Below are 24679 nucleotides of genomic sequence, written 5' to 3'. Positions count from 1 at the left end.
CGCGCAACACCAGATTGAAGTAAAGAGCCAATGCAGCAAAAGAGTAGAGCCTTCCTTAAATGGGCCGGCGGAAAATACAGCCTAGTTGAAAATATTAATGCGCGATTAAACCAAGCTAGCAAGCATGCTGATACGTTGGTTGAACCTTTTGTTGGTGCAGGCTCTGTGTTTTTAAATAGTGACTTTAAACACTATATTCTCAACGATATAAATGCAGACTTAATTAACTTATACAAAGAGCTGAAAAGCTCTCCAGATGAGCTGATTAGTGACGCTAAAAAGTTATTTGTAGATTTGAATAATCACGCAGATGCTTATTACGAATATCGTGTGCAGTTTAATCAAAGTCGTGATGTATATGAACGTTCAATATTGTTTTTATACATGAACCGCCATGGTTACAACGGACTCTGTAGGTATAATTTAAAAGGTATTTTTAATGTGCCTTTTGGTAAATATAAAAAGCCTTACTTTCCTGAAAAAGAAATGTATTTTTTTGCTGAAAAAGCACAAAAAGCAACCTTTACCTGTTTAGATTACGATGACGTTTTTAAGTTAGTGCCTAACAATGCAGTTATTTATTGCGACCCACCTTATGTACCATTAAGTAAAACCGCTTCTTTTACGTCTTACGCTAAAGGGGGGTTTAATTTAGATGATCAGGCTAATTTGGCTAATCTGGCTGAGAAGGCTGCCTTTGAAAATGATACACCAGTGCTTATCTCTAATCACGATACCGTATGGACTCGAAAAATTTATAGCCAAGCATCACTTGACCAAATTCAAGTAAAGCGCACTATTAGCCCCAAAGGTGGCTCTAGAAATAAAGTTGACGAGTTGATGGCTATGTATTTAGCACCCAAGCAACCACTGCGTAAATTGCGATAACAAAAGTAATAAATAGTACAACCGCAATTAGGATGATAGAGACAGGAGAGTGTTGTTTAAAATCGACTTGGCGTTTATTTTCAGATTGAACACCAAAAAATGCTGCTAGCACACTTTGCAACGCACTAAAAAATTGCAGCATTATTTAAAATAAAGGTTTTAAAGATGGAGTGTTTTTAGAATCATCAGAGCTAGTAAGTAGCTCTAGTAAATCGAGGTAATGAAACTGAGCACTACGGCTATCGCCAGTTAACCACGAAAACCACGATGACTCTTCTTCAGCTTTAATACACGTGATTGTAGTTAATGTGTTTTGAGCACTTACCACTTGTGTATTATGACAATTACCCACTGAGCTTAATTCTTGCTCAGAGCTTGAATCAAAGCTAAACGCCCCGATAAGCAGTAATGCCGACGCAATTAATATCCCAGTTTTAAAAGCACGCATGATGAAATCCAATAATTTGTTACTTTTTTAATCATAGCAAATATTGATTAAATATCAAACTTAAAGTTACCTGAAATAGGGGCTATTACGCCATATTACTTGGGTAACATCTTCAATTAAGTTACATTAACGCAATACACTATTTATTGATGGAGTTAATCATGTTTAACCCAGAGCAAAAATATTTAATAGCCCCTTCTATCTTGTCTGCTGATTTTGCAAAACTAGGCGAAGATGTTGATAAAGTACTCGAAGCGGGCGCTGACGTGGTTCACTTTGATGTAATGGATAATCACTATGTACCTAATCTCACAATTGGTCCTATGGTGTGTAAAGCACTCAGAGATTACGGCATTACAGCACCTATCGACGTACATTTAATGGTTAAGCCTGTAGATAGTCTTATTCCATTGTTTGCAGAGGCTGGCGCATCAATTATTACTTTTCATCCAGAAGCCAGTGAGCACGTCGATCGTACAATACAGTTAATAAAAGATCACGGCTGTAAAGCAGGCTTAGTGTTTAACCCTGCTACAAGCTTAAGTTATTTAGATCATGTTATTGATAAGCTAGATACCATTTTACTTATGTCGGTTAACCCAGGTTTTGGCGGGCAAAGCTTTATCCCTCATACGCTTGAAAAATTACGCCAAGCTAAGCAACGCATTATTGAATCGGGTCGAGATATTCGCTTAGAGGTTGATGGTGGCATTAAAGTCGATAACATTGCAGCAGCAGCACAAGCGGGTGCTGATATGTTTGTTGCAGGCTCAGCTATTTTTAACCAACCAGATTACAAAGTTGTGATTGATCAAATGCGTGAGCAGCTTGGAAGTGTTAAGTAATGAAATACGATATAGCCTTATTTGATTTAGATGGTACCTTAGTTGATAGCGTTTACGACTTGTATATTGCTATTAACCTAACCTTGAGTGATCTCGCTTTTCCTATTGTTAGCCAACGCTTGGTCGAAAGCTGGGTCGGTAATGGGGTTGAAGTCCTCGTTAAACGCGCTTTGAGTGGTGATATGCAAGTGAGTGAGCATCTAGATGAGTCACTTAGTAGTAAAGCAATATTACAGTTTTATAAGCACTATGAACAACAAGTTGGTGAGTATAGTGTTTTGTACCAACATGTAGAAACCGGGCTTGCAGCACTTCGTGGTATGTCTAAAGCACTAATCACTAATAAGTCTCGAGTATTTACAGAAAAACTACTTGATAAACTGGCACTAACGAGTCATTTTGATGTGATTGTATGCGGTGACGATATGGCAAAAAAACCATCGCCAGAGCCATTGCTATTTGCCTGCAAAAAACTAAATGCAGAGCCTAATAAAGCAATAATGATAGGGGATTCTAAAAACGATATACTTGCAGCTAAAGCCGCTAATATAGACGTAATTGCACTTAGTTATGGCTATAACCAAGGTGAAAATCTTAAGGATTATAATCCACAGTACCTATGCGATCACTTCTTAGATATAATACCTGTTCTAACGCAGCGTTAAATATTATTAATTAAGCAAAATAAAGGAAAATCATGAGTAAACCAGTAGTTTTAAGCGGCATTCAGCCAACCGGTGGTATGACAATAGGCAACTATGTTGGCGCTATTAACCAGTGGCTAAAGTTACAGGAAGACCACGAAAGTTTCTTTATGTTAGTAGACTTACACGCTATTACGGTTCGCCAAGAGCCTGAATTACTGCGCTCTCGAGTGTTGGATGGTATTGCTCTTTACGCGGCATGTGGCATTGATCCTGAAAAATCTGCTTTATTTGTACAGTCACAAGTACCTGAGCACGCACAGTTAGCGTGGGTATTAAATTGTTACGCGCAAATGGGTGAGCTTAATCGAATGACTCAGTTTAAAGACAAGTCATCTAAGCATGCAAATAACGTAAACGTGGGCTTATTTTCATATCCGGTATTGCAAGCTGCGGATATTTTATTATACCAAGCTGATCAAGTACCCGTTGGTGAAGATCAAAAGCAACACTTAGAGCTGACTCGCGATATAGCCACACGCTTTAATAATTTATACGGCGACGTATTTAAATTACCAGAGCCGTACATTCCTGAGTTTGGTGCACGCGTAATGAGCTTGCAAGACCCACTTAAAAAGATGTCTAAGTCTGACGAAAACCCAAATGGTTACATCATGTTATTAGATGAGCCTAAACAAATTGTGAAAAAGCTTAAAAAAGCAGTAACAGATTCAGATGAGCAAGCGCGCATCTATTTTGATCGCACAGAAAAGCCTGGCGTATCAAACTTGCTTACTTTATTGAGTGTTGCAACTAAGCGCTCAATAGAAGACCTAGTTCCTGAGTATGAAGATAAAATGTATGGCCATTTAAAGAAAGATACAGCAGATGCAGTTGTAAACATGATTGAGCCAATTCAAGCTCGCTTTAAAGAGATCAGAGAAGATCAAAACCTACTTAATAGCATAATGAAATCAGGTGCTGAAAAAGCAAGTGTACGTGCTGAGAAAACATTGAAATCGGTATACGATGCGCTTGGTTTTATTCCTCGCGGTTAAATTATAAATAAATTTAAAAACAAATATGCCGCTTTACTAAGCGGCATTTTTTATATAATACTGATTAATTGAGTTATATTTTATATAGAAGCTTATTTGCCCGCCACTTTATAACTCTAAAGTACTTAACACCGACTTTCCTTATGGTGGGTAAGCAAAACCTCTATTTACTTAATAGAGGTTTTAGGTAATGCCCAGTATGTGAACGCTCACATTCAGCTACTTCTTCTGGCGTGCCTGCAATGAGTATTTCACCACCGCCAGCTCCGCCTTCAGGTCCTAAATCGATCACCCAATCTGCTGTTTTAATTACATCTAGGTTGTGCTCAATAACCACAATGGTGTTACCGTGATCGCGCAGGCGATGTAATACAACAAGCAGTTGTTCAATATCGGCAAAATGTAGGCCGGTTGTGGGCTCATCTAATATGTAGAGTGTTTTACCTGTATCACGTTTAGAAAGCTCACGGGCAAGTTTTACACGCTGAGCTTCACCACCTGAAAGCGTGGTAGCGGCTTGACCTAAGCGGACATACGATAAACCAACGTCCATTAGGGTTTTAAGCTTGCGGGCAATAGCCGGTATTTTGTCAAAATACTCATGCGCGTCTTCAACAGTCATCTCAAGTACTTGGTGTATGTTTTTACCTTTGTATTGGACTTCGAGCGTTTCACGGTTATAGCGTTTGCTCTTACACACATCACACGGTACATACACATCAGGTAAAAAGTGCATTTCAACTTTAATTAAGCCGTCACCTTGGCACGCTTCACAGCGTCCGCCTTTAACGTTAAAGCTAAAGCGACCTACTTTGTAGCCACGTGAGCGCGCTTCTTGTGTACCTGCAAATAATTCACGAATACCGGTAAATATACCTGTGTAGGTTGCCGGATTTGAACGAGGAGTACGACCAATTGGGCTTTGATCAATATCGATCACTTTATCAAAATGATCTAAACCGCTAATTGATTTATACGGTGCCGCTTCGGCAGTGGTTGCGCCATTTAGCTCTGTATGAGCAAGTTTAAATAAAGTATCGTTTATTAGCGTTGATTTACCCGAGCCCGATACACCTGTCACACAGGTCATTAAACCAAATGGGATTTTTAAATCCACATTTTTAAGGTTATTACCCGTTGCGCCAAATAGCTCTAGCCATTTGTCGTTCGTTGGGTGACGCTCTTTTGGTATTTCTATTTTACGTACGCCTGATAAAAATTGGCCCGTAACAGACTCTTTACTTGCTAAAATATCGTCGCGCGTACCTTGAGCAATAATATGCCCACCATGAACACCCGCACCTGGGCCAATATCAATAATATGATCTGCAGCACGAATAGCATCTTCATCGTGCTCTACCACAATAACGGTGTTACCTAAGTCGCGCAAATGGACCAATGTTTGTAATAAACGGTCGTTATCGCGTTGATGTAATCCAATAGATGGCTCATCTAGTACGTACATTACACCTACAAGACCGGCACCAATTTGACTGGCTAAGCGGATACGCTGCGCCTCACCACCTGATAATGTATCGGCACTACGTTCAAGTGATAAGTAATTGAGGCCAACGTTAATTAAAAACGATAAGCGGTCGCGAATTTCTTTTAGTATTTTTTCAGCAATTTGGCCTTTTTGTCCGGTTAGCGTTAACCCTTCAAAAAACTCCATAGCTTCACCAATACTCATGCACGTGATTGCAGGTAAGTTGGTTTTTCCAATAAATACATTTCGAGATTCTTCGCGTAAACGCGAGCCATTACAGCTAGGACATGCTTGGCTTGTTTGGTATTTAGCAAGCTCTTCGCGTACTGAGTTTGACTCGGTCTCGCGGTAGCGGCGATTCATGTTATTTAAAACGCCTTCAAACTCATGATTACGCGTAATTAAATCGCCACGGTCGTTACGATAATTAAACGCAATTTTAGTGCTACCAGAGCCATCTAAAATAATTTTTTTCGAGTCGCTGTCTAAATCTTGATAAGGCACATCTAAATCAAAACTATAATGCTCAGCAACGGCTTGTAGCATTTGATAGTAATAAAAGCTGCGTTTATCCCAGCCTTTAATTGCACCGCCAGCAAGGCTTAACTCTGGGTTATGGACTACGCGATTAGGATCAAAATATTGACGTATACCTAAACCATCACAGGTTTGGCACGCACCAGCAGGGTTATTAAACGAAAACAAACGCGGTTCTAGCTCAGTCATTGCATAGCCACAAGTAGGGCAGGCAAAGTTTGCTGAGAATAAAATTTCTTCAGCGCTGCTATCATCCATGTATGCTACATGTGCAACGCCATTAGACATTTCAAGCGCGGTTTCAAACGATTCTGCTAAGCGTTGTTGTAAGCCATCTTTTACTTTAAAACGGTCTACAACAACTTCTATTGTATGTTTTTTATGAAGCTCAAGTGTTGGTGGATCAGACAAGTCACATACTTCACCGTCTATACGGGCGCGAATATAACCTTGGCTTGATAGCTGCTCTAATAACTTAACATGCTCACCTTTACGCTCTTTTACTATAGGCGCAAGCAGCATTAATTTACTGCCTTCAGGCAGTGCCAAAACAGTATCTACCATTTGACTAACTGTTTGCGCAGCAAGTGGTAAATCATGTGTAGGGCATCGTGGTTCGCCAACGCGGGCAAACATAAGTCGTAAATAATCGTAAATTTCGGTAATAGTACCCACAGTTGATCGTGGATTATGAGACGTTGATTTTTGCTCAATAGAAATTGCAGGAGAGAGGCCTTCGATGTGATCTACATCAGGCTTTTCCATAAGCGATAAAAATTGTCTTGCATACGCAGAAAGTGATTCAACATACCGGCGTTGTCCTTCTGCATAAAGTGTATCAAATGCAAGTGATGACTTCCCCGAACCAGATAGACCAGTAATAACTATTAATTTATCACGTGGGATGGTTAGGCTGATGTCTTTTAAATTATGCGTACGGGCGCCTCGGACTTCAATGTTTTCCATGCTATCTCGTTTATTACCAAAATTATTTACTCAGTATCGCATAATACGAAGCAATATTAATCCTTGATCAATGAAAAATCCTTACTTATAGGCGATTAATTATTGCCAAGCTTATGGTAGAATCCCAACCTCAATTTTTCATAGAGTAAGATCACGCAGATAATGACCGCATCTTCACTTAATTCACGAGAAAAACGCGCCGCAGTATCGCTGGCGAGTGTGTTTGCATTTAGAATGCTCGGCTTGTTTATGCTGATGCCTGTATTGGCTATTTATGGACAATCGCTTGAAGGTTTTTCGCCTATTTGGATTGGTTTTGCCATTGGTGCGTATGGTTTAACGCAAGCCGTATTGCAAATACCTATGGGTCGATTATCCGATAAGATTGGTCGTAAAAAGGTTATTGTTGGTGGCTTAGTCGTATTTGCTATTGGCTCTGTAGTTGCTGCATTAGCTGACTCTATTCAAATGGTTACCGTAGGCCGCGCTCTACAAGGTATGGGCGCAATAGCCAGTGCGCTACTCGCGTTTGCTTCAGATTTAAGCCGCGATGAGCAACGACCAAAGGTAATGGCCGTTATTGGTATGAGCATAGGAATGAGCTTTGCCTTTGCTATGCTACTTGGGCCAATTGTCGCAGCTTCGTGGGGTATTGCGGGTGTATTTTGGTTGACTGCTATTTTAGCTGTTTTTGGTATATTTATAGTGACTATGCTAGTGCCAAATGCGGTAAATAAAGCGCCCAAAGGCGATACATTAGCAAGCTTTAGCGACATTAAAAAACTAATTAAGCACCCTCAGTTAGCACGATTAAATGCAGGTGTATTGCTATTACACTTAACGCTAACCACAATATTTGTCGTACTGCCGAGTCAATTAATTAAAGATGGCTTAGTTGCCGACCATCACTGGTATTTATATATTCCAGTGCTATTTTTAGCATTTTTATTAATGGTACCAATAATGATTGTAGCCATTAAAAAAGAGAAAGAAAAACAAGCATTTATTGGCTCAGTAGCCTTGTTAACTATTAGTATGCTAGCAATGTCGGTATGGGTTAATAGTGTAGTAGGCATTGCTGTGTGTATGCTGCTTTATTTTGTGGCGTTTAACTTTTTAGAAGCGACTATGCCTGCGCTTGTATCGCGAATAGCACCTGCAAGCCAAAAAGGTTCGGCAATGGGTGGCTACTCATCTAGTCAGTTTTTAGGCGCCTTTTTAGGCGGTATGTTAGGTGGTTATGTAGCACAAACTACAACGACGCAAGCTGTGTTTGCGGCAGCGGCACTTGTTGGGTTAATATGGCTTATTATTGCGTGGAAAATGCAAGTCCCACCCAAAAGTAAAGTTATTAGTTTAATGACCAAATTAGATTCTGAAGAGCATGCTCAAACACTTGCTTCTCAGTTAGTTGCTTTACCAGGCGTAATAGAAGCAACTGTGGTTCGCGATGAAAGTCGCAGCTATTTAAAGATTAATGATAAAGAATTTGACCTAGACCAAGCACGTAAAGTAGCTGGTTTAATCTAACATTTATAGGAGATGGTTCCATGGCACGCGGTGTGAACAAAGTAATTTTGGTTGGTAATTTAGGGCAAGATCCTGAAGTTCGTTATATGCCTAATGGCAATGGTGTAGCAAATATTACCTTAGCAACTTCGGATAGCTATAAAGATAAAAACACTGGCCAAATGGTTGATAAAACTGAGTGGCATCGTGTTGTGTTCTTTGGCAAATTAGCTGAAATTGTTGGTGAATATTGTCGTAAAGGTTCACAAATTTATGTTGAAGGTAAACTTCAAACACGTAAGTGGACCGATCAACAAGGCCAAGAAAAATACACTACAGAAATAGTTGTAGATGGCTTTACTGGTCAAATGCAAATGTTAGGCGCACGTGGTGGCGATCAGCAAAGTGGTGGTTACCAAGGTAATCAGCCGCAAGGTGGACAACAAGGTGGTGGTTACCAAGGTAATCAGCCGCAAGGTGGTCAACAAAGCGGTGGTTACGGTCAAAATAACCAAGGCCAAGCTGCACAGCAAAGTGGCTATAATCCGCAGCAGCAAGCCGCACCAGCAGCACAACCAAAACCGGCTCCAGCACCACAGCAGCAAAGTAATCAATATCAGCCGCAAGGTGGTTATGCACCACAGCAAAAAAGTGCACCACAACAGCAAGGTGGTTTCGCTCCTAAACCACAAAGTGCTCCGCAAGGTGGCGCATCAAACCCAATGGAACCAACCATTGATTTTGACGACGATATCCCGTTCTGACGGTTACCAGAGATGTAACTTTGTAAAGTTTATATCTTAAAGTATTAATTAATAAGTTAATATTTAAAAAGTTTACATAAAACATTGTAGTTTTTGTAAACTTTTTTTATACTTGTTTGTAGCTTATGCTTTACCTTGTTATTTTGTAAAGTTTTTAATGTTCTGGAGAAGAAATGAAGTTAAAAAGATTACAAATGTCGAATGGGGAAAAGTACTCAATCTTACTCGATGAAAGCGGGGTCCCTCTTTTATACGAAAACCTGTTTGTTACTGTTCATTATCGAAACTTTTCTCGCGCTAGCAATACTTGCCATGTTGTTTTCGAGCATCTTCGTCTTCTTTCCGAAATATGTGGTTATCTTAATCTTAATTTGGTTGAACGCTGTAAAGCAGGTAACTTCCTTAAAAAGAATGAACTGCAACAGTTAAAAAATGCAGCTTCGTTTGATGTAGAAAAAATTAGGGAGATGTTTGCTAAACACAAGCTTTCAAATATTGTTCCGTTCAAGCTCAATCCAAAGAAGCTGGAAACATCAAGGGCAACTATTATTATTGAGGATGATAGAAATATATCTTCTTATACGACATATAATCGAATAACAACTTTTGCTTATTACCTTGGTTGGCTTGAAAGTGAACTGTGTCCCTCTAAGGCTGAATACTTCAAAACAAAAGAATCCACGGAAAAAACCTCTAAAACAAAAAGCCTCAGTTCAGAAAGTTTTTTATTATCCATCCGGCCTGATAGGAAACCTTCAAATGAGAATGAAACTGTAGATTGGGGGCAATGGCGCTCATTAACTGAATCCCAAGTCATTGAAGTAATGGATGTTATTAGAATTGATTCATCGAGGAACCCTTGGTGGAATGAGTCTGTTCGTTATCGAAATGAACTAATCTTTAATTTCTTTAATTCAGTAGGGTGTCGTCGTGGTGAATTGATGAAAGTTAGAGTTAGAACAGATAACAACCCGTCAGATATCATAACAAATGAAAAAAATGGGCGTAAGTACCTAAGAATAAATGCCTCTGTGGACAAGGGAGATGATCGCACTATTCGACCTGAGGGAAAAACAAAGGGTCGAATAGTGCCGATGGATAGTCGCCTTACGGCAATGTATGAGAATTACCTTATCAGTCATCGTCCGAATGCTAAAGGCTCTGAGTATATTAAGTACCTATTTGTAACTCATAACCATCGTACGAAATCGAATTCAGCTTTATCCTTAGCACAAGTGAATAAAATGTTTAGGCAGGTGTCCGAAGTGGTTGGTTATAGGGTGCATCCCCATGCATTGCGACACACATGGAATGATAGATACAGTAAAACTACAGATGCTCTTATTGAGCAGAATAAAACGACAGATATAAAATCAGAGTCTGACAGAAGAAAGCTTATGGGCTGGTCGGAGAAATCTTTAAGTGGTCAGCATTATGCGAAAAGGCATACTGATAACCGTGCTATGGATATTGGTTTAATAATGCAAGAGAAGCATAGTGAACAGCTAAATCAAGTCGTCGGTGCCTACGACGAAGACATTGACATGTAAGAGGCCATTTAATTGGAATATAATTTTGAGAACCAAAGTTTTTTTGCTAAAAAGAGCAAAACAACAAAAGCTGTATCATTTAATAACTTTGAATTTGACTATCTTGATGATACTTGGATTCTTAGCCGAAATATAACGATTAATGTAGCGTGTATAGGTATTTTTGAAGCACTTTTACGCGAAGATATTCATGAAACGGTAGTGTATTTTGCTGAGAATTTTTCGGCGGGCTATACAAAATCTTTGGTCACTTCTTTAAACGCATACCAACAGAATACAGGCCTTAGAGATTTTACTGAGCTTGGTTTAGTGACTTTCTATAACTTAGCTAAAAATGGGGCGAAATCCAATAAATTTAAGGTTTACGTGTCACAAGTTCGCTGCTTCATTAAGAAAATGCGATTTTTGGGCTTAGCTTCCCATATAGATGAATCAATTTTTAAGCTGATTGATGGCTGGCGTATCGGTGGAAACGATAAAGGCATACCTGTGCTGACTCTCGATCCTGAAACAGGGCCTTATAGTGATTTGGAGTTTGATGCGATAGGCCATCATGCAGCCCATAAATATGCTGAAGGAAAGCTGAGTCTTGAAGAGTATATGACTATCACATTATTCAAAGCTTCAGGTCGACGCCCTGACCAATTAGCTTCTACTAAGCATAAAGATTTTTTTTGGAGCAATACTCACTCTTCTATATCCACTTATATCGGTAATATACCAAGGGCTAAGCAAACAGGAGAAAAATTCAGAGGTTCTTTGACCCCCTTTGCGTTTACCATCGAAATTGGTCGAGTGATAGAAAAACATATCAAAGAGCAAACTAAACTTATTGAAAAGATACTAGGTCGCAAATTGACGGATGAGCAAAAAGGGGAGTTACCCTTATTTATCGCTCACGATGTAATTAAGGAAATGAAGCATCTCAGTTCAGAGCTACTTTTTTCTTTTTTAAAATCTGAATTACTGCACATAAAAAATATCGATCTATCTTCAAATCTAAGAAGAGCTATAAAAAGGCTTAATGTAATAAGTGAACGTACTGGAGAGCCTCTACATTCTACAGGATATCGCTTTCGTTACTCTATGGGCACGAGGGCCGCAAGAGAAGGTGCTGGCGTTCTTACAATAGCTCGGGTACTTGATCATTCTAATACCCAGAATGTAGGAGTGTATGTTAAAAATATACCTGAATTTGCCATTGCAGTTTCGAAAATCATGAACCAATCATTAGCTAAGTATGCTTCCGCATTTGCTGGTCAGATAGTAGCCGATGAAGATGAAGCGAATGGTATAAATCCTGGAGCAGCACGCATTCCATGCCGTGATAAGGACTGCGATATTGGCTCCTGTGGTACAAACGCTTTTTGCCAAGATTATGCGCCCATAGCTTGTTATCTCTGCACTAAATTTAAACCATGGGCTAATGCTCCCCATCATCTAGTTCTTGAGTGGTTAGTTGAAGAGAGGGAGCGTATAAAAAAGGATACAGGTGGGGATATGCAAATCGTAACAATTAATGATCGTGCTATCTTGGCTGTTTGCCAAGTAATTGAGAAATGTCGTGAGTACAATAATGCCTGAAGTTTTTATTTTTAAACCTAAACACGAACTTGAGCATGAGAATAATTTAAATGAGTTTCTTGCATTCTGTAGAAAACTCCCACCGTTGAATGAGAAGTATGACTATGAAAGTAATTATTGGGATAAAGTCGGAAACTTCACAATATTTGGAGCTAATAGTCGTAAGCGAATGACAGAGCAGCTTTTCGATCCCTCATTTATGCCGTTTGCTAAAGCATATATTGTTTATGGCGGTGGGGGTAAGTCAGCTGTAGATAATAGATTCAAAGCATTAAGGGCTATTCATGCAAGCCGAACAGATACAAGTGCTCTAGTAGATATTAATGTTACAAAGCTTACAGTTAACGACTTCAATAATGCAGCTGAAGCTGCAAGAAAAGCACTGGGTAAGGGGGCTTCATATCAAGCTGGACGAGGGCTAGCTAACCTATTAAAGTTTTTAATTGAGCACAACCTTATTTCGCGTTTTTCATGGAAAAACCCAATACTCAAACCTACTCATCAGGCTGTTGATGATGATGATGCTAGACAAAAGAAGATGCCAGATGAAGATGCTTTGATGGCGTTAGCCAGAGTAACTTCATTTAAGATGGAAGAACTAAGCCCTAGAGATATATTTACCACATCGACAATGGCACTATTATTTTCAGCACCCAACCGTGGCTCTGAACCTCTTTATCTTCTAGATAGCTGTATCGAATGCACTCCAATGAATGCAAAGAAAGCGATAGAGCTAGGACTATCTGAAGAGGAAGTTAAAACGCTAATTCTAGAAGAAATTAAAAAAGCAAAAAGCCAGTCGAAACAAGCATTAAACATTGATAGTGGAAATGGAAGTGTTCTAGCTGAGCCAAGTAATCCTGACGATATTAAAATTGACTGGGACACGAAGATTATTGTTAAAGGCATTAAGTGGTACTCAGGAAAAGGTTATGGGTACGAAAATAAATGGCTGCCTACCGTTATGTATCAAGTAGTAGAACAAGCTATAGCAAGACTACAGGAGCAGTCAAAAGATGCTCGAAATTTTGCAAAAATGCTAGAAGACTCTTCAAGTTTTCCTCGTCATAAATTGTGCCCAAATGTGCCAGAAGAACAATTATTAACTATGAATGAGGCTGCATTAGCCTTAGGCTTAGATTTATCAATTTATGGTGACACAAGTGATAGCCATAAACGAAAAAATATGCGTACCGCTCGCAATCAGATCCTCACAAAAAGAGGTATTGCGCGCAAGGATTATACTGTAAATCTTGTTGATTTAAATAAGATTATTCGCGATAGCTTGCCTGATGGATTTCCGTATATTCCATTTAGCAATGGTGATGGTATTAAAGTTAAGTGGTCGCAATCTCTTTATGCTAGTTTTTCTAACAGTTTAGAATCAAGAAGAGCAACTATTTATACTGAGCTACAGATCCCGACTATTAATACACTAAATGAGGACTTAGCACCGACTAAGAAAAAAAATAGAACAACAGGTGAACTAGCTTCAGGAGTACATTCTATATTCCAGCGTTGGGAATATGGGGATTTAGTCATTACTTCACACCAGTTACGACATATGCTGGACACAATGGCAGCCGTTAACGGAATGGATGGAGAAATGCGTGCTAAATGGGCAATGCGAAGTGATCCTGCTCATAACCGATACTATGATCATACAACTTATGAAGAGTACGGCGAAGACTTTATAGAAAGTCGCGAGAGAGAACTTGCTTCAAATGAGATGACGACTCAACCGAAAAATGAAAAAAATCAAGTTCAGCTATTAATCGCGACTGCCAGAACCATTCAGGAACTCAATACTAAAGCGTCCTTAACTGCTCATACAACAGAGTTTGGCATGTGTATAGCATCATATATATCAGAACCCTGTACTAAATATCGTGATTGTCTTAATTGTGATGAACAAGTATGTGTAAAAGGTGATGATGATAAGTGCGAGAGGGTCCGTCAGCGTCTCAAAAAAGAAGAAAAGCTTTTAAAAATGGACAAGAAGGCTGTAGATGATGGGGTGCAAGGTGCATTACGGTTTTATGAAAGCAGAGCACTTACGGTTGAGCGGGCCAAAGAATTAATTAGCATGTTTGAAGATCCGAATATAGAAGATGGCTCACTAATAAAACTAACAAATTTGAACAATGCATCTTTATTAGACCGAGCTATGGATATAAATGGCAGAAAAAGGCTACCTAATATCATTAATTATCAACGTACTAAACAAGCTCAGAAAATATCGGTTGATGAAATGATTAGGAGTAACCTTTCAATCGACACCCTACCTAGCCCTTCGGCTTATGATGACATTTCCTTTGAAGACTTAGATGAAATGAATGAATTATACTTCCCCGAGGATTAACTATGGCTAAGCACCTGACAGATGAAGATATCAAAAACGTGGTGGAACTACTTGATGATTGGCCTACAGACTCAAGATTAACATGGGATTCTTTGATCGAGGCTGTTGAGCATGACTACAAACTCAAAACAACAAGACAAACATTGTCAAAGCAGTCGCGAATAAAGACAGCTTTCACTGAGGTCAAAGCAATTGTTTCTGGTAACACCAGTAAGGTTAAAAATGTAACTCAGTCATTACCGCCAAGCCTAAAAATAGCAGCTGAAAGATTAGATTCTTTAAAGCGAAGAAACGAAAGGCTTGAAGCTGAAAATAATCGATTATTAGAGCAATTTCATACATGGCTTTATAATGCACACATACACGGAGTTACGCCTGAACAACTAAATCAGCCATTGCCTACCAAAGATAATTAGGTAATTTAGGTATATTCTATTCTTTGTTAAGGTTAGGTTTTATACACTGGAATTGGTGCTTTATGTCTGAGATAGCATAATGAAATCTAGTTGTTTTAAAATAATTTCAATTTGGACTAACTCCCCCACTTCTTTTTGATAAGAGTTAAGTCCGAATTTATTTGTTGGCAGTTAAATCAATTACTACCTCAACGCTATTTTAGCTCTACAGCTGAGGGGTCGTTGCATTTAAGTGTGCGTAGGCAAGTGCTAGAAAACACCCCAATCAAGCTGTTGGATATTAAAGACCAACAACTTATCGCAGATATGCATAAGTGTGCTTTAAAAGAACGAGCTGCAATGATGCAGCTGATTAAAAATAAAGATAAAGAACAAATAAGCATTGCATTAAAATTATTGAATTAAGATGTTTATAATTAACTAAACTAAGGTATTTCACGACTATGGCAACAACTATAAATCAAATCAATCAGGACGATATTAACAAAGCGGTGTGGAATGCCTGCGACACTTTCCGAGGTGTGATCAGTGCCGATACCTATAAAGACTTCATCCTCACTATGCTGTTTTTAAAATACATCTCTGATGTATACAAAGACGAACACGCTAAGTTAGTTCAGCAATTCGGAAATAATAAAGCTCTAGTAGATGCAATGATGGCTAAGCAGCGCTTTGTGTTACCCGATGGCGCTAGCTTTTGGGACTTATACGAAAAGCGTTATGAAGCAGGCAACGGTGAGCGCATTGATAAAGCCTTACACGCACTAGAAGAAGCTAACGGCAGCAAGCTTAAAAATGTATTTCAAGACATCAGCTTTAACACTGACCGATTAGGCCAAGAAAAACAAAAGAACGATTTACTGCGCCACTTGTTAGAAGACTTTGGTAAAGACATTTTAAACCTAAGCACAGAGCGTGTCGGCAGCTTAGATATCATCGGTAATGCCTACGAATACCTTATTAAACACTTTGCTGCTGGCAGTGGCGCTACCGCTGGCGAATACTACACCCCGCCTGAGGTATCAACTCTTTTAGCTACCGTTTTAGAACCAGTTGAGGGCGATCAAATATGTGACCCATGTACAGGCAGTGGCTCGCTGCTTTTAAAATGTGGCGCTATGGTGCGTAAAAACTCAGGCTCTAAAAAATACGCATTATTTGGGCAAGAAGCGATTGGTTCAACATGGGCACTCGCTAAAATGAACATGTTCCTGCATGGTGAAGACAACCACCGCATTGAATGGGGTGACACGATTCGTAATCCTCAGTTGCTAGATAAAGACGGTACAGGCTTATTACACTTTGACATCGTCACAGCCAACCCACCGTTCAGTCTAGATAAGTGGGGTCATGAAGATGCTAGCAGCGACCCTTATGGTCGTTTTAGACGAGGCGTACCACCAAAAACCAAAGGTGACTATGCTTTCATCAGCCACATGATTGAAACTCTTAAACCTGCTGATTCGTCAGGAAAAGGCGGTCGAATGGGCGTAGTAGTACCACATGGCGTGTTATTTAGAGCATCATCTGAAGGAAAAATTCGTCAACAGTTAATAGAAGAAAACCTACTTGATACTGTTATTGGTTTACCAGAAAAGTTATTTTTTGGTACAGGTATTCCAGCAGCCATATTATTGTTTAAAAAACAAAAAACTGACAATAATGTGTTATTCATTGATGCTAGCCGAGAATTTAAATCAGGTAAAAACCAAAACCAGATAACACCAGAGAACATTCAAAAAATAATCGACACCTATAAAGCCCGCGAGAGTGTTGATAAATACGCTTATCTAGCAACATTTGATGAGATTAAAGAAAACGACTTTAACCTCAATATCCCACGTTATGTTGATACTTTTGAAGAAGAAGCCGACATTGATTTAGTAGCAGTACGCAATGAGCGAGTTGCGCTGAAAAATGAACTCAATACGCTTGAAGCAGAAATGGATGGCTACTTAAAGGAGTTGGGTTATGAGAATAACTAACGAGAAACTCGGAAACATTATTGAAACTTTAACTGATTATCATGCAAATGGATCATATGAAAAATTAAAAGAAAATGTGGAGTTATTACCTTCTGAAAATTATGCAGTGATGATTAGAACGACTAATTTCTCTCAGAATAACTTTTATGAAAATCTTAATTACATAACTGAATCAGCATACAATTATCTTAAAAAGTCTAAGGTTTATGCTGGTGACATTGTTATGAATAAAATCGCTGATGCTGGTGCATGCTACTTCATGCCTGAAATTAAAAAACCAGTATCATTGGGGATGAATTTATTCTTAATTCGAATCAATAAACAATTAGCGAATTCATTCTTTATTTATAGTTACTTAAAGTTCCACGAGTTTTATGTCAAATCATTTGCAAGTGGCTCTGCGACTAAAACAATAACGAAAGAAGATGTTAGAAAGTTAAAAATCTACCTCCCTGAAATTGGTGAACAACAAAAAATCGCCAATATCCTTGAAACTTGGGATAAAGCGATTAGCACCACCGAGCGCCTAATCGACAACAGCAAGCAGCAGAAAAAAGCCTTAATGCAACAACTGCTCACAGGCAAAAAGCGCCTACTTGATGATTCAGGTAAACCGTTTGAGGGAGAGTGGAAAGAGATTGAAGTTGGTCAACTCACCAAGATCTATGATGGTACACACAGTACACCAAAGTATGTAGAGGAAGGAGTTCCCTTTTATAGTGTTGAGCACTTAACACGCAATGATTTCTCACGTACAAAGTTTATTTCTGAAGACGTATTTGAAAAAGAGAACAAACGAGTGAAGCTAGAAAGAAACGATATATTGATGACAAGGATCGGAGATATTGGAACAGCCAAGTGTTTGACTTGGGATGTACAAGCTTCTTTTTATGTTAGTTTGGCTCTTTTTAAGTCTAATGTGCAATTCGATTCCAACTATCTAACTTATTACATTAATTCTAAAGATTTTCACAGAGAATTATGGAAACGAACAATTCATGTAGCCTTCCCAAAGAAAATAAACTTAGGTGAAATAAGTCACTGTTTGGTTCAATTACCTCCATTAGTAGAGCAGGTGAAAATTGCCGCTATCCTCACCAGTGCCGACCAAGAAATCGAACTACTAGAACAACAGCTTGCTGACTTGAAGCAAGAAAAGAAAGCTCTAATGCAGCAACTTTTAACAGGCAAGCGCAGAGTTAAAGTGGACGACAAGGAGGTTGCATGATTTCACAAAAACGCCCTCGCACTATTCAAATATTTTTACCTACAGGCGATCCTGCGGGTATTCGCATTGCTGAGCAAACCACGTCTATTATTCGCTTAATTGAAGTGCCTCGTAGTGATATTGCTGAATTTTTAAAAATGCCAGAAGCCAAACAAGTTGGGCTTTATTTCTTAGTTTCTGGCGATAGCAAAGATGAATTATATATAGGTCAGTCGGGCGATGTCGGTAGCCGATTGATGCAGCATTACAAAGACGAAAAGAAAGATTGGGAGCGTGCACTTGTATTAGTGTCGCTCACCAATAACTTAACCCAAACCCATGTGCTGTATTTAGAATCACTGTCGATAGAAAAAGCCAAACACTGCCAACGCTATGAACTGCTTAATGGTAACGGTGGGCAAAAGCCTTACACACCTATTCCGCTTAAAGCCGATTGTGATGAAATTCATGAAATTGGTAGCTTGTTGTTAGCCACCCTTGGCTACCCCATTTTTGAACCACTAACAGAGGTATCACCTACCAAAACCGAACAAGTTTTTTTATGCAGTCGCACTAGCGTTGATGCCAAAGGCATTTACACCAACGAGGGTATGGTGGTACTAAAAGGCTCTTCCGCTCCCATGACCACGAAGCGCAAAACTGAACAACGGTTTTATGATAAGCGTGACCAGTTATTAACTAAAGGCGTTATAGCAGAGAAAAACGGCCGCTTTGTATTTCAACGTGATTATTTATTCCCTACACCGAGCGGTGCTTCGATGTTTTTGCTATTAGCCAGTTCTAATGGTTGGGTTGACTGGAAAACAGAGCTAGGCATTACACTCCATGATCATCAAGGTCGTACACTAGAATCAGCCAATGAACAGGCAAGTAATATTAATTAGGCAATAAAGGATTAAGAATTAATGAATAAAATATTAATGACAGGCCACTTAGGGTTGATTGGCCGTCATTTATCTCCCCTATTATCTCAACTAGGTTATGAAGTAGTTGGTTTTGATATTGCTGATGGAACAGGTGATATTTGTAATACATGGCAGTTAAGCCAAGCACTCAATGAATGCTGTGGCGTAATACATTTAGCGGCTGTTTCGCGCGTTGTGTGGGCGCAGAACGATCCCGAAAAGTGCTGGCAAACTAATGCATTGGCTAGTGAACAACTTCTTAAATTAGCGGCAAACAGTACACATAAGCCTTGGGTACTGGTTGCCAGTAGCCGCGAGGTTTATGGCGAACCAAAAATTTTACCCGTCACAGAAACCATGCCTTTAGTACCCGTTAATATTTATGGGCGCTCTAAGCTTTACATGGAAGATGCCGCTCTAAGCGCACGAAGTGCAGGTATTAATACCGCTATTGTAAGGTTAGCTAACGTGTATGGCTGCACGCTTGATCATGAAGATAGAGTATTACCTGCATTTAGCAGAAATGCCGCCTTAGGCGTTGATTTACGGGTTGATGGCTTTGAGCATTTATTTGATTTTACCCATGTAGATGACACCGTAGCGGGTTTACTCAAAGCCATAACATTGCTGAGTGAAGGTGAAAAACAATTGCCACCCATTCATTTATTACCCGGGCATGGCACAACCTTAAAACAAGCGGCACAAATGGCTATTAAAGCCGCCAATAGCTCTTCAACTATTGTTGAGGCAGCGTCTCGTGCTTACGATGTGGCTCGCTTTATTGGCGACCCGTCTCGTGCTAAATCACTACTAGGTTGGCACGCGAGTGTTTTGCCTGAACAAGGGATTGCAAGGTTAGTTGACGCATATAATAAAAAATTAAAATTAGGAGCGCATTCGTGAAAATATTAAAAGTAATACATGGCTACCCTATGTTGTATAACGCGGGTTCTGAAGTTTATTCTCAAACTATTTGTCATGGATTGGTTAAAAAAGGCCACGAAGTTCGTGTATTTACCCGTGAAGAAGATGCATTCAGACCAGATGGCGACATAAGAATTAGCCACGATGCTGATGTGCCTGAAATTGCATTACACCTTGTTAATAACCCACGCCACAGAGATAGATATCGCTTAGCGATTATTGACCAAAAATTTGCTGAGCTATTAGATGAATATTGCCCTGATATTGTGCATATTGGCCATTTAAATCATTTATCGACCTCTTTGGTGTTTGAAGCCAAAATACGCAATATTCCTGTTGTTTATACGTTGCACGATTACTGGTTGATGTGCCCACGTGGGCAGTTTATGCAAATGCATTCGGATGACGATAACCTTTGGGCTGCATGTGACGGACAAGAAAATAAAAAATGTGCCACACAATGTTATGCCCGTTACTTTTCGGGTGATAAAGAAGAGCTAGACCAAGATATTGCTTATTGGGAAAACTGGGTTGAACGCAGAATGCGCCACGTAAAAGAGGTTGTTGAGCAGGTTGACCTGTTTATCTCGCCTGCCAAATATTTAAAAAACCGCTACGAAAAAGACTTTGGTTTACCAACCGATAGAAGCATTTACTTAGATTACGGTTTTGATCGTTCTCGTATGTTAGGCCGTGTACGTAATGAAGGCGAACCTTTTACCTTTGGCTATATTGGTACACATATTCCAGCTAAGGGTATTCACCAGTTAATTGAGGCATTTGGCAAGATAAAAGGCGATGCCATTTTACGTATTTGGGGCCGAGATAGAGGGCAAGATTCACGTGCTTTGCGTGCAATTGCAGCCACATTACCACTCGAAAAACAAAACAGTATTCAGTGGATGCCAGAGTATAAAAACCAACACATTGCTGTTGATGTATTTAGCAAAACCGATGCGATTGTAACGCCTTCGGTTTGGGTTGAAAATTCTCCGCTCGTGATACATGAAGCGCAACAGTCTAGAGTACCTGTGATTACAGCTAACGATGGCGGTATGGGTGAGTACGTTATAGATGGCGTAAATGGTCTGACCTATGAGCATAGAAATGTTGATGCGCTTGCTGAAAAAATGCAGGTGTTTGTTGATGATCCACAGTATGCAAGACAACTTGGTGAAAAGGGTTATGCATTTAGTAATGATGGCGAAATTCCATGTATAGACCAGCATATTATTGATTTAGAAGCTTGCTACAAGGAGTTAATGCAGTGAGGGAAACTGATTTTTGGCGCATTACCTTAGACACTAACCCTGATACCTGTAATTTAAACTGTGTTATGTGTGAGGATCATTCGCCTTATTCTGATAGCCCTAAATTGCGTAAGCAGCAAGGACGATTGCGCCCTAATATGGATAGAGTGATGCTTGAGCAGGTGATCCGCGATGCGGCTGCAATGGGCATTAAAGAAGTGATCCCCTCAACAATGGGAGAACCTTTACTTTATCCACATTTTGATGTGTTTTTAGATTTATGCCATGAGTTGGGGTTATCGTTAAATTTAACGACTAATGGCACCTTCCCAAGCCCCGATAAACACCACAATGTTGAATACTGGGCTAATCGTATTGTACCTATTGGTAGTGATGTAAAAATTTCGTGGAATGGGGCTACCGACGCCACCCACAGTAACATTATGCTTGGTGCTCAATTAAGCGAACATATTGAAAATGCAAAACGTTTTATTGCCGTTAGGGATAGCTGGGCCGAGCGTCATTATTGTTCAATAACAATGCAGTTAACGTTCTTACGCAGCAACTTAGAGGAAATTCCTCAAATGGTTGACCTTGCTATTGCACTAGGGTTTGACCGCATAAAGGGTCACCAGTTATGGGCGCACTTTGATGAAATAGCAACCGAGAATTTACGTAACGATATTGTGTTTGCAGAGCGTTGGAATCAAATAGTTAAGTATTGCCATGAGCATGTGGAATTACATAATAAAACCGCAATCAGACCTTTTAAGCTAGATAATTTTTCTGAGTTACACATAGATAATTTAGACGATATCGCACCGAATGGTCACTGCCCGTTTTTAGGTAAAGAAATTTGGATTGATCCATCGGGTCGTTTTAATGTGTGTTGTGCGCCTGATCAAGAGCGTAAATCATTAGGGGAATTTGGCTCGGTTGCGGAGTCGCCACTCTCAGAATTAGCACAGAGTGAGCAGTATGTTGAGTTGATGAATACATATCAAGATCACCCTTTGTGTAAGCAGTGCACTATGAGGCGCGTGTAATGAGTATATTAGCTAAACTCTCTGTTTCGGATGATGGTAGATACCACACTTTTGCTGATGGCACCCCAGCTTACCCTGTACGCTTTGATGAAGTTTTATCATTTCATGACATAGACAACGCCTATCAAGTTGCGCCTGTTTGTTTAAATAGCCAAGCGTGGCACATAAACGAAACAGGCGAAGCAATCTACCCGCACAAATTTAATCGTACTTTTGGTTTTTACTGTGGCTTAGCCGCTGTGGTAGAAAACGATGATTGCTTTCATATATTGCCAAATGGCTTTGCAGTCTATGCACAGCGCTACGCCTTTGTTGGTAATTATCAACAAAACATTGCTGTGGTATGTGATAAGGACGGTTTTTACTTTCATATTGATAAATCGGGCCAACCTCTTTACGAAAATAAGTGGCATTACTGCGGAGACTTTAGAGAAGGTATTGCCGTTGTTCAGGCTGAAAATGGCCTGAGTACGCACATTGATAAGCAAGGTCGGTTTATTCATTCATACTGGTTTTTAGACTTGGATGTTTTTCATAAGGGGTTTGCAAGAGCAAAAAGTGATGAAGGTTGGCATCACATTGATAAAAGTGGCAAACCTATTTACGCACAGCGCTACGCAAGTGTTGAACCGTTTTATAATGGGTTTTCGCGTGTTGAAACGCATTTTGGCGCTCTGCAAATTATTAACGAACAAGTCGATGTAGTTAGAGAGCTTAGAGCTGCAAAGAGTGATGACTTTGGATCTTTATCTGCTGATATGGTTGGTTACTGGCGAACCTTTACTATTGCAGCTGCCGCTGATTTAAAAGTATTTGACTACTTACCTAACGATACAGCCCAGTTAGCCATACACACAAACACGTTAGAAAAACGGTTAACTCGCCTGTTGAATGCCTTAGGGGAGTTAGGGTTGGTAAAATGCGAACAACACATTTGGCATGTATTACCCAAAGGTGCTTTTTTAACAACTAACCACGCTATGTCGCTTGCGAGCGCTGCGATAGAGTATCGTGGTGAGTTAATGCAAAGGTGGCACAACCTCACGCAATTAATGCAAGAGGAAATTGAAAATGATGACATTTTTAAACAAGTGAGTTTGTCTAAGGAGCATACTGAAAGGCATCATAATATGCTGCGCAGCTACGCATTAAAAGACTATAAAGAACTTGTTTGTTATTTAGATATTGAAAAAGAGGATGTTGTTTTTGATGCTGCGGGAGGCAATGGTTTATTGGCACAGCTTATTCTCAATAAGTCTCCCTCTTCAGATGTGATTTTGGGTGACCTACAAGGTGTTATTGATTCTAGTGACTTCAGCAAGAAGGTAGCCTTTGACCTTTTTGAAACATGGCCTGTTAAAGCAAATAAAATAATGTTGGCGCGCGTGCTTCATGACTGGAACGATGCAGATGCTTTGCAAATTCTTTTAAATGCAGCTGATGCATTACAAAATAATGGTGCAATTTATGTGTTTGAAATGTTACTTGATGAGTACGGCTTTGGTGGCTCTCTCTGCGATTTACATTTACTCACAGTGACAGGTGGACAAGAAAGGACGCAAAGCCAATTTGAAGCGCTATTTAAAAAAGCAGGGCTTTGCATTGATTCGGTTATTAAGAACGATGGCTTAGTAACTGTAATGAAGTTAATACGGACATAAACAAATGAAAAGAATACTCATAGTAAGACATGCTGCTCGGCCCGATATTTTACCGAATAACGTGGGTAATGATGTAATGCTGACTGATGAAGGTATTAAGCAGAGTAAATTATTTGCTTCGCTAATAAACGGTCAAGTATTGAGTATTAGAACCAGCCCTATTGGCCGATGTGTTCAAACTGCCGAACTAATAGCTCAGGCAACTCACTTTAAACCTGTTGATATAGAACAGTGTCGCTTATTAGGCGATCCTGGTTTTATTATTAAAGATGGTGACTTAGCTTGGCAACATTGGTTGAACAAAGGCCATGAAGCCGTTAATTTACATTTGCTGTCGGGTACTGAATCATGGGATGGTTTTTATGATTTAAACGATTCGGTTGCACGTATTTTTAGTGATATAAAAGCGCTGTTAAGTAACTCAGCAGATGGAGTGCATTTATGGGTTACTCACGACACCATATTGGCCACTTTAGCGGCTCGTATTGGAGACAAACGATTAGCGCTTCAAGATTGGCCTAACTTTTTGGGTTACTTGGAAATAAAGCTAAATGATGACCAAATACATGTGAGTTATTCGCAAAAACCTAACTTAGTAGGCGATGCAATTTAAGGATGATTAG

22 protein-coding genes are annotated in these 24679 nt (G+C 39.6%); 19 read left to right on the top strand and 3 right to left on the bottom strand.

What is annotated here, in order from left to right; genetic code table 11:
* The first annotated feature begins 30 nt into the window (after window positions 1–30).
* Window positions 31–888 (top strand): Dam family site-specific DNA-(adenine-N6)-methyltransferase, encoded by an 858-nt coding sequence (locus tag I6E70_RS01975; RefSeq protein ID WP_024589888.1) that lies wholly within the window; start codon window positions 31–33, stop codon window positions 886–888.
* Here I6E70_RS01975 and I6E70_RS01970 read toward each other — a convergent pair.
* Complete coding sequence (locus I6E70_RS01970) at window positions 845–1030, bottom strand: DUF2970 domain-containing protein (protein ID WP_121955549.1); 186 nt, start codon at window positions 1028–1030, stop codon at window positions 845–847. The two genes, I6E70_RS01975 and I6E70_RS01970, sit on opposite strands and share 44 nt — an antisense overlap.
* Window positions 1031–1033: 3 nt before the next feature.
* Window positions 1034–1336 carry a hypothetical protein gene (locus tag I6E70_RS01965; RefSeq protein ID WP_007586287.1) on the bottom strand — a complete coding sequence of 101 codons (303 nt, stop codon included), beginning with the start codon at window positions 1334–1336 and terminating at the stop codon, window positions 1034–1036.
* 161 nt (window positions 1337–1497) lie between these two features.
* Between I6E70_RS01965 and rpe the strand changes: the two genes are divergently transcribed.
* Genes rpe through trpS form a run of 3 tightly spaced genes read left to right on the top strand, consistent with a single transcriptional unit; the run spans window position 1498 to window position 3883 of the window.
* On the top strand, window positions 1498–2181 hold the full coding sequence (gene rpe, locus I6E70_RS01960) for a ribulose-phosphate 3-epimerase (protein WP_007586288.1): 684 nt from the start codon (window positions 1498–1500) through the stop codon (window positions 2179–2181).
* On the top strand, window positions 2181–2846 hold the full coding sequence (locus I6E70_RS01955; RefSeq protein ID WP_024594436.1) for a phosphoglycolate phosphatase: 666 nt from the start codon (window positions 2181–2183) through the stop codon (window positions 2844–2846). Before rpe ends, I6E70_RS01955 begins: the two co-directional genes overlap by 1 nt.
* Before the next feature lie 32 nt (window positions 2847–2878).
* Window positions 2879–3883, top strand: a complete 1005-nt coding sequence (gene trpS / locus I6E70_RS01950; protein WP_024589884.1) for a tryptophan--tRNA ligase — start codon at window positions 2879–2881, stop codon at window positions 3881–3883.
* 163 nt (window positions 3884–4046) lie between these two features.
* On the opposite strand, the gene uvrA is transcribed toward trpS, so the two are convergent.
* Window positions 4047–6872, bottom strand: coding sequence for an excinuclease ABC subunit UvrA (gene uvrA, locus I6E70_RS01945; protein WP_197187926.1), 2826 nt, complete (start codon window positions 6870–6872; stop codon window positions 4047–4049).
* Window positions 6873–7034: 162 nt separating this feature from the next.
* Here uvrA and I6E70_RS01940 point away from each other — a divergent pair, with 162 nt between their 5' ends.
* From I6E70_RS01940 to I6E70_RS01870, 15 genes are all read left to right on the top strand, one after another.
* Entirely contained in the window at window positions 7035–8402 is a 1368-nt protein-coding gene (locus I6E70_RS01940) for an MFS transporter (protein ID WP_010553785.1), read from the top strand.
* A 20-nt stretch (window positions 8403–8422) separates the two neighbouring features.
* On the top strand, window positions 8423–9145 hold the full coding sequence (gene ssb / locus I6E70_RS01935) for a single-stranded DNA-binding protein (protein ID WP_007586300.1): 723 nt from the start codon (window positions 8423–8425) through the stop codon (window positions 9143–9145).
* 173 nt (window positions 9146–9318) lie between these two features.
* The gene (locus I6E70_RS01930) at window positions 9319–10695 is read left to right on the top strand and encodes a site-specific integrase (protein WP_197187925.1); all 1377 of its coding nucleotides are present in this window, start codon (window positions 9319–9321) and stop codon (window positions 10693–10695) included.
* Between the two features lie 12 nt (window positions 10696–10707).
* Window positions 10708–12279 carry a site-specific integrase gene (locus tag I6E70_RS01925; RefSeq protein WP_197187924.1) on the top strand — a complete coding sequence of 524 codons (1572 nt, stop codon included), beginning with the start codon at window positions 10708–10710 and terminating at the stop codon, window positions 12277–12279.
* Window positions 12272–14641, top strand: a complete 2370-nt coding sequence (locus I6E70_RS01920) for an integrase (protein ID WP_197187923.1) — start codon at window positions 12272–12274, stop codon at window positions 14639–14641. The genes I6E70_RS01925 and I6E70_RS01920 overlap by 8 nt, the downstream gene beginning before the upstream one ends.
* A 2-nt stretch (window positions 14642–14643) precedes the next feature.
* Window positions 14644–15057, top strand: coding sequence for a hypothetical protein (locus tag I6E70_RS01915; protein WP_024594443.1), 414 nt, complete (start codon window positions 14644–14646; stop codon window positions 15055–15057).
* Window positions 15058–15303: 246 nt separating this feature from the next.
* Window positions 15304–15462 carry a hypothetical protein gene (locus tag I6E70_RS01910; RefSeq protein WP_197187922.1) on the top strand — a complete coding sequence of 53 codons (159 nt, stop codon included), beginning with the start codon at window positions 15304–15306 and terminating at the stop codon, window positions 15460–15462.
* A gap of 38 nt (window positions 15463–15500) precedes the next feature.
* On the top strand, window positions 15501–17042 hold the full coding sequence (locus I6E70_RS01905) for a type I restriction-modification system subunit M (protein WP_197187921.1): 1542 nt from the start codon (window positions 15501–15503) through the stop codon (window positions 17040–17042).
* The gene (locus I6E70_RS01900; RefSeq protein WP_197187920.1) at window positions 17029–18270 is read left to right on the top strand and encodes a restriction endonuclease subunit S; all 1242 of its coding nucleotides are present in this window, start codon (window positions 17029–17031) and stop codon (window positions 18268–18270) included. The genes I6E70_RS01905 and I6E70_RS01900 overlap by 14 nt, the downstream gene beginning before the upstream one ends.
* Entirely contained in the window at window positions 18267–19154 is an 888-nt protein-coding gene (locus I6E70_RS01895; protein WP_197187919.1) for a GIY-YIG nuclease family protein, read from the top strand. The genes I6E70_RS01900 and I6E70_RS01895 overlap by 4 nt, the downstream gene beginning before the upstream one ends.
* A gap of 21 nt (window positions 19155–19175) precedes the next feature.
* The gene (locus I6E70_RS01890) at window positions 19176–20078 is read left to right on the top strand and encodes an NAD-dependent epimerase/dehydratase family protein (protein WP_197187918.1); all 903 of its coding nucleotides are present in this window, start codon (window positions 19176–19178) and stop codon (window positions 20076–20078) included.
* Window positions 20075–21370, top strand: coding sequence for a glycosyltransferase (locus I6E70_RS01885; RefSeq protein WP_197187917.1), 1296 nt, complete (start codon window positions 20075–20077; stop codon window positions 21368–21370). Before I6E70_RS01890 ends, I6E70_RS01885 begins: the two co-directional genes overlap by 4 nt.
* Window positions 21367–22395: a radical SAM protein gene (locus I6E70_RS01880; RefSeq protein ID WP_197187916.1), complete on the top strand. Its 1029-nt coding sequence runs from the start codon at window positions 21367–21369 to the stop codon at window positions 22393–22395. Before I6E70_RS01885 ends, I6E70_RS01880 begins: the two co-directional genes overlap by 4 nt.
* On the top strand, window positions 22395–24056 hold the full coding sequence (locus I6E70_RS01875; RefSeq protein WP_197187915.1) for a methyltransferase: 1662 nt from the start codon (window positions 22395–22397) through the stop codon (window positions 24054–24056). The genes I6E70_RS01880 and I6E70_RS01875 overlap by 1 nt, the downstream gene beginning before the upstream one ends.
* Before the next feature lie 4 nt (window positions 24057–24060).
* Entirely contained in the window at window positions 24061–24669 is a 609-nt protein-coding gene (locus I6E70_RS01870) for a histidine phosphatase family protein (RefSeq protein ID WP_197187914.1), read from the top strand.
* Window positions 24670–24679: the final 10 nt, after the last annotated feature.

The sequence above is a fragment of the Pseudoalteromonas sp. NGC95 genome (genome assembly GCF_015864705.1).
GTDB lineage: Bacteria > Pseudomonadota > Gammaproteobacteria > Enterobacterales > Alteromonadaceae > Pseudoalteromonas > Pseudoalteromonas arctica.
This window is presented reverse-complemented; position numbering and strand designations above follow the sequence as displayed.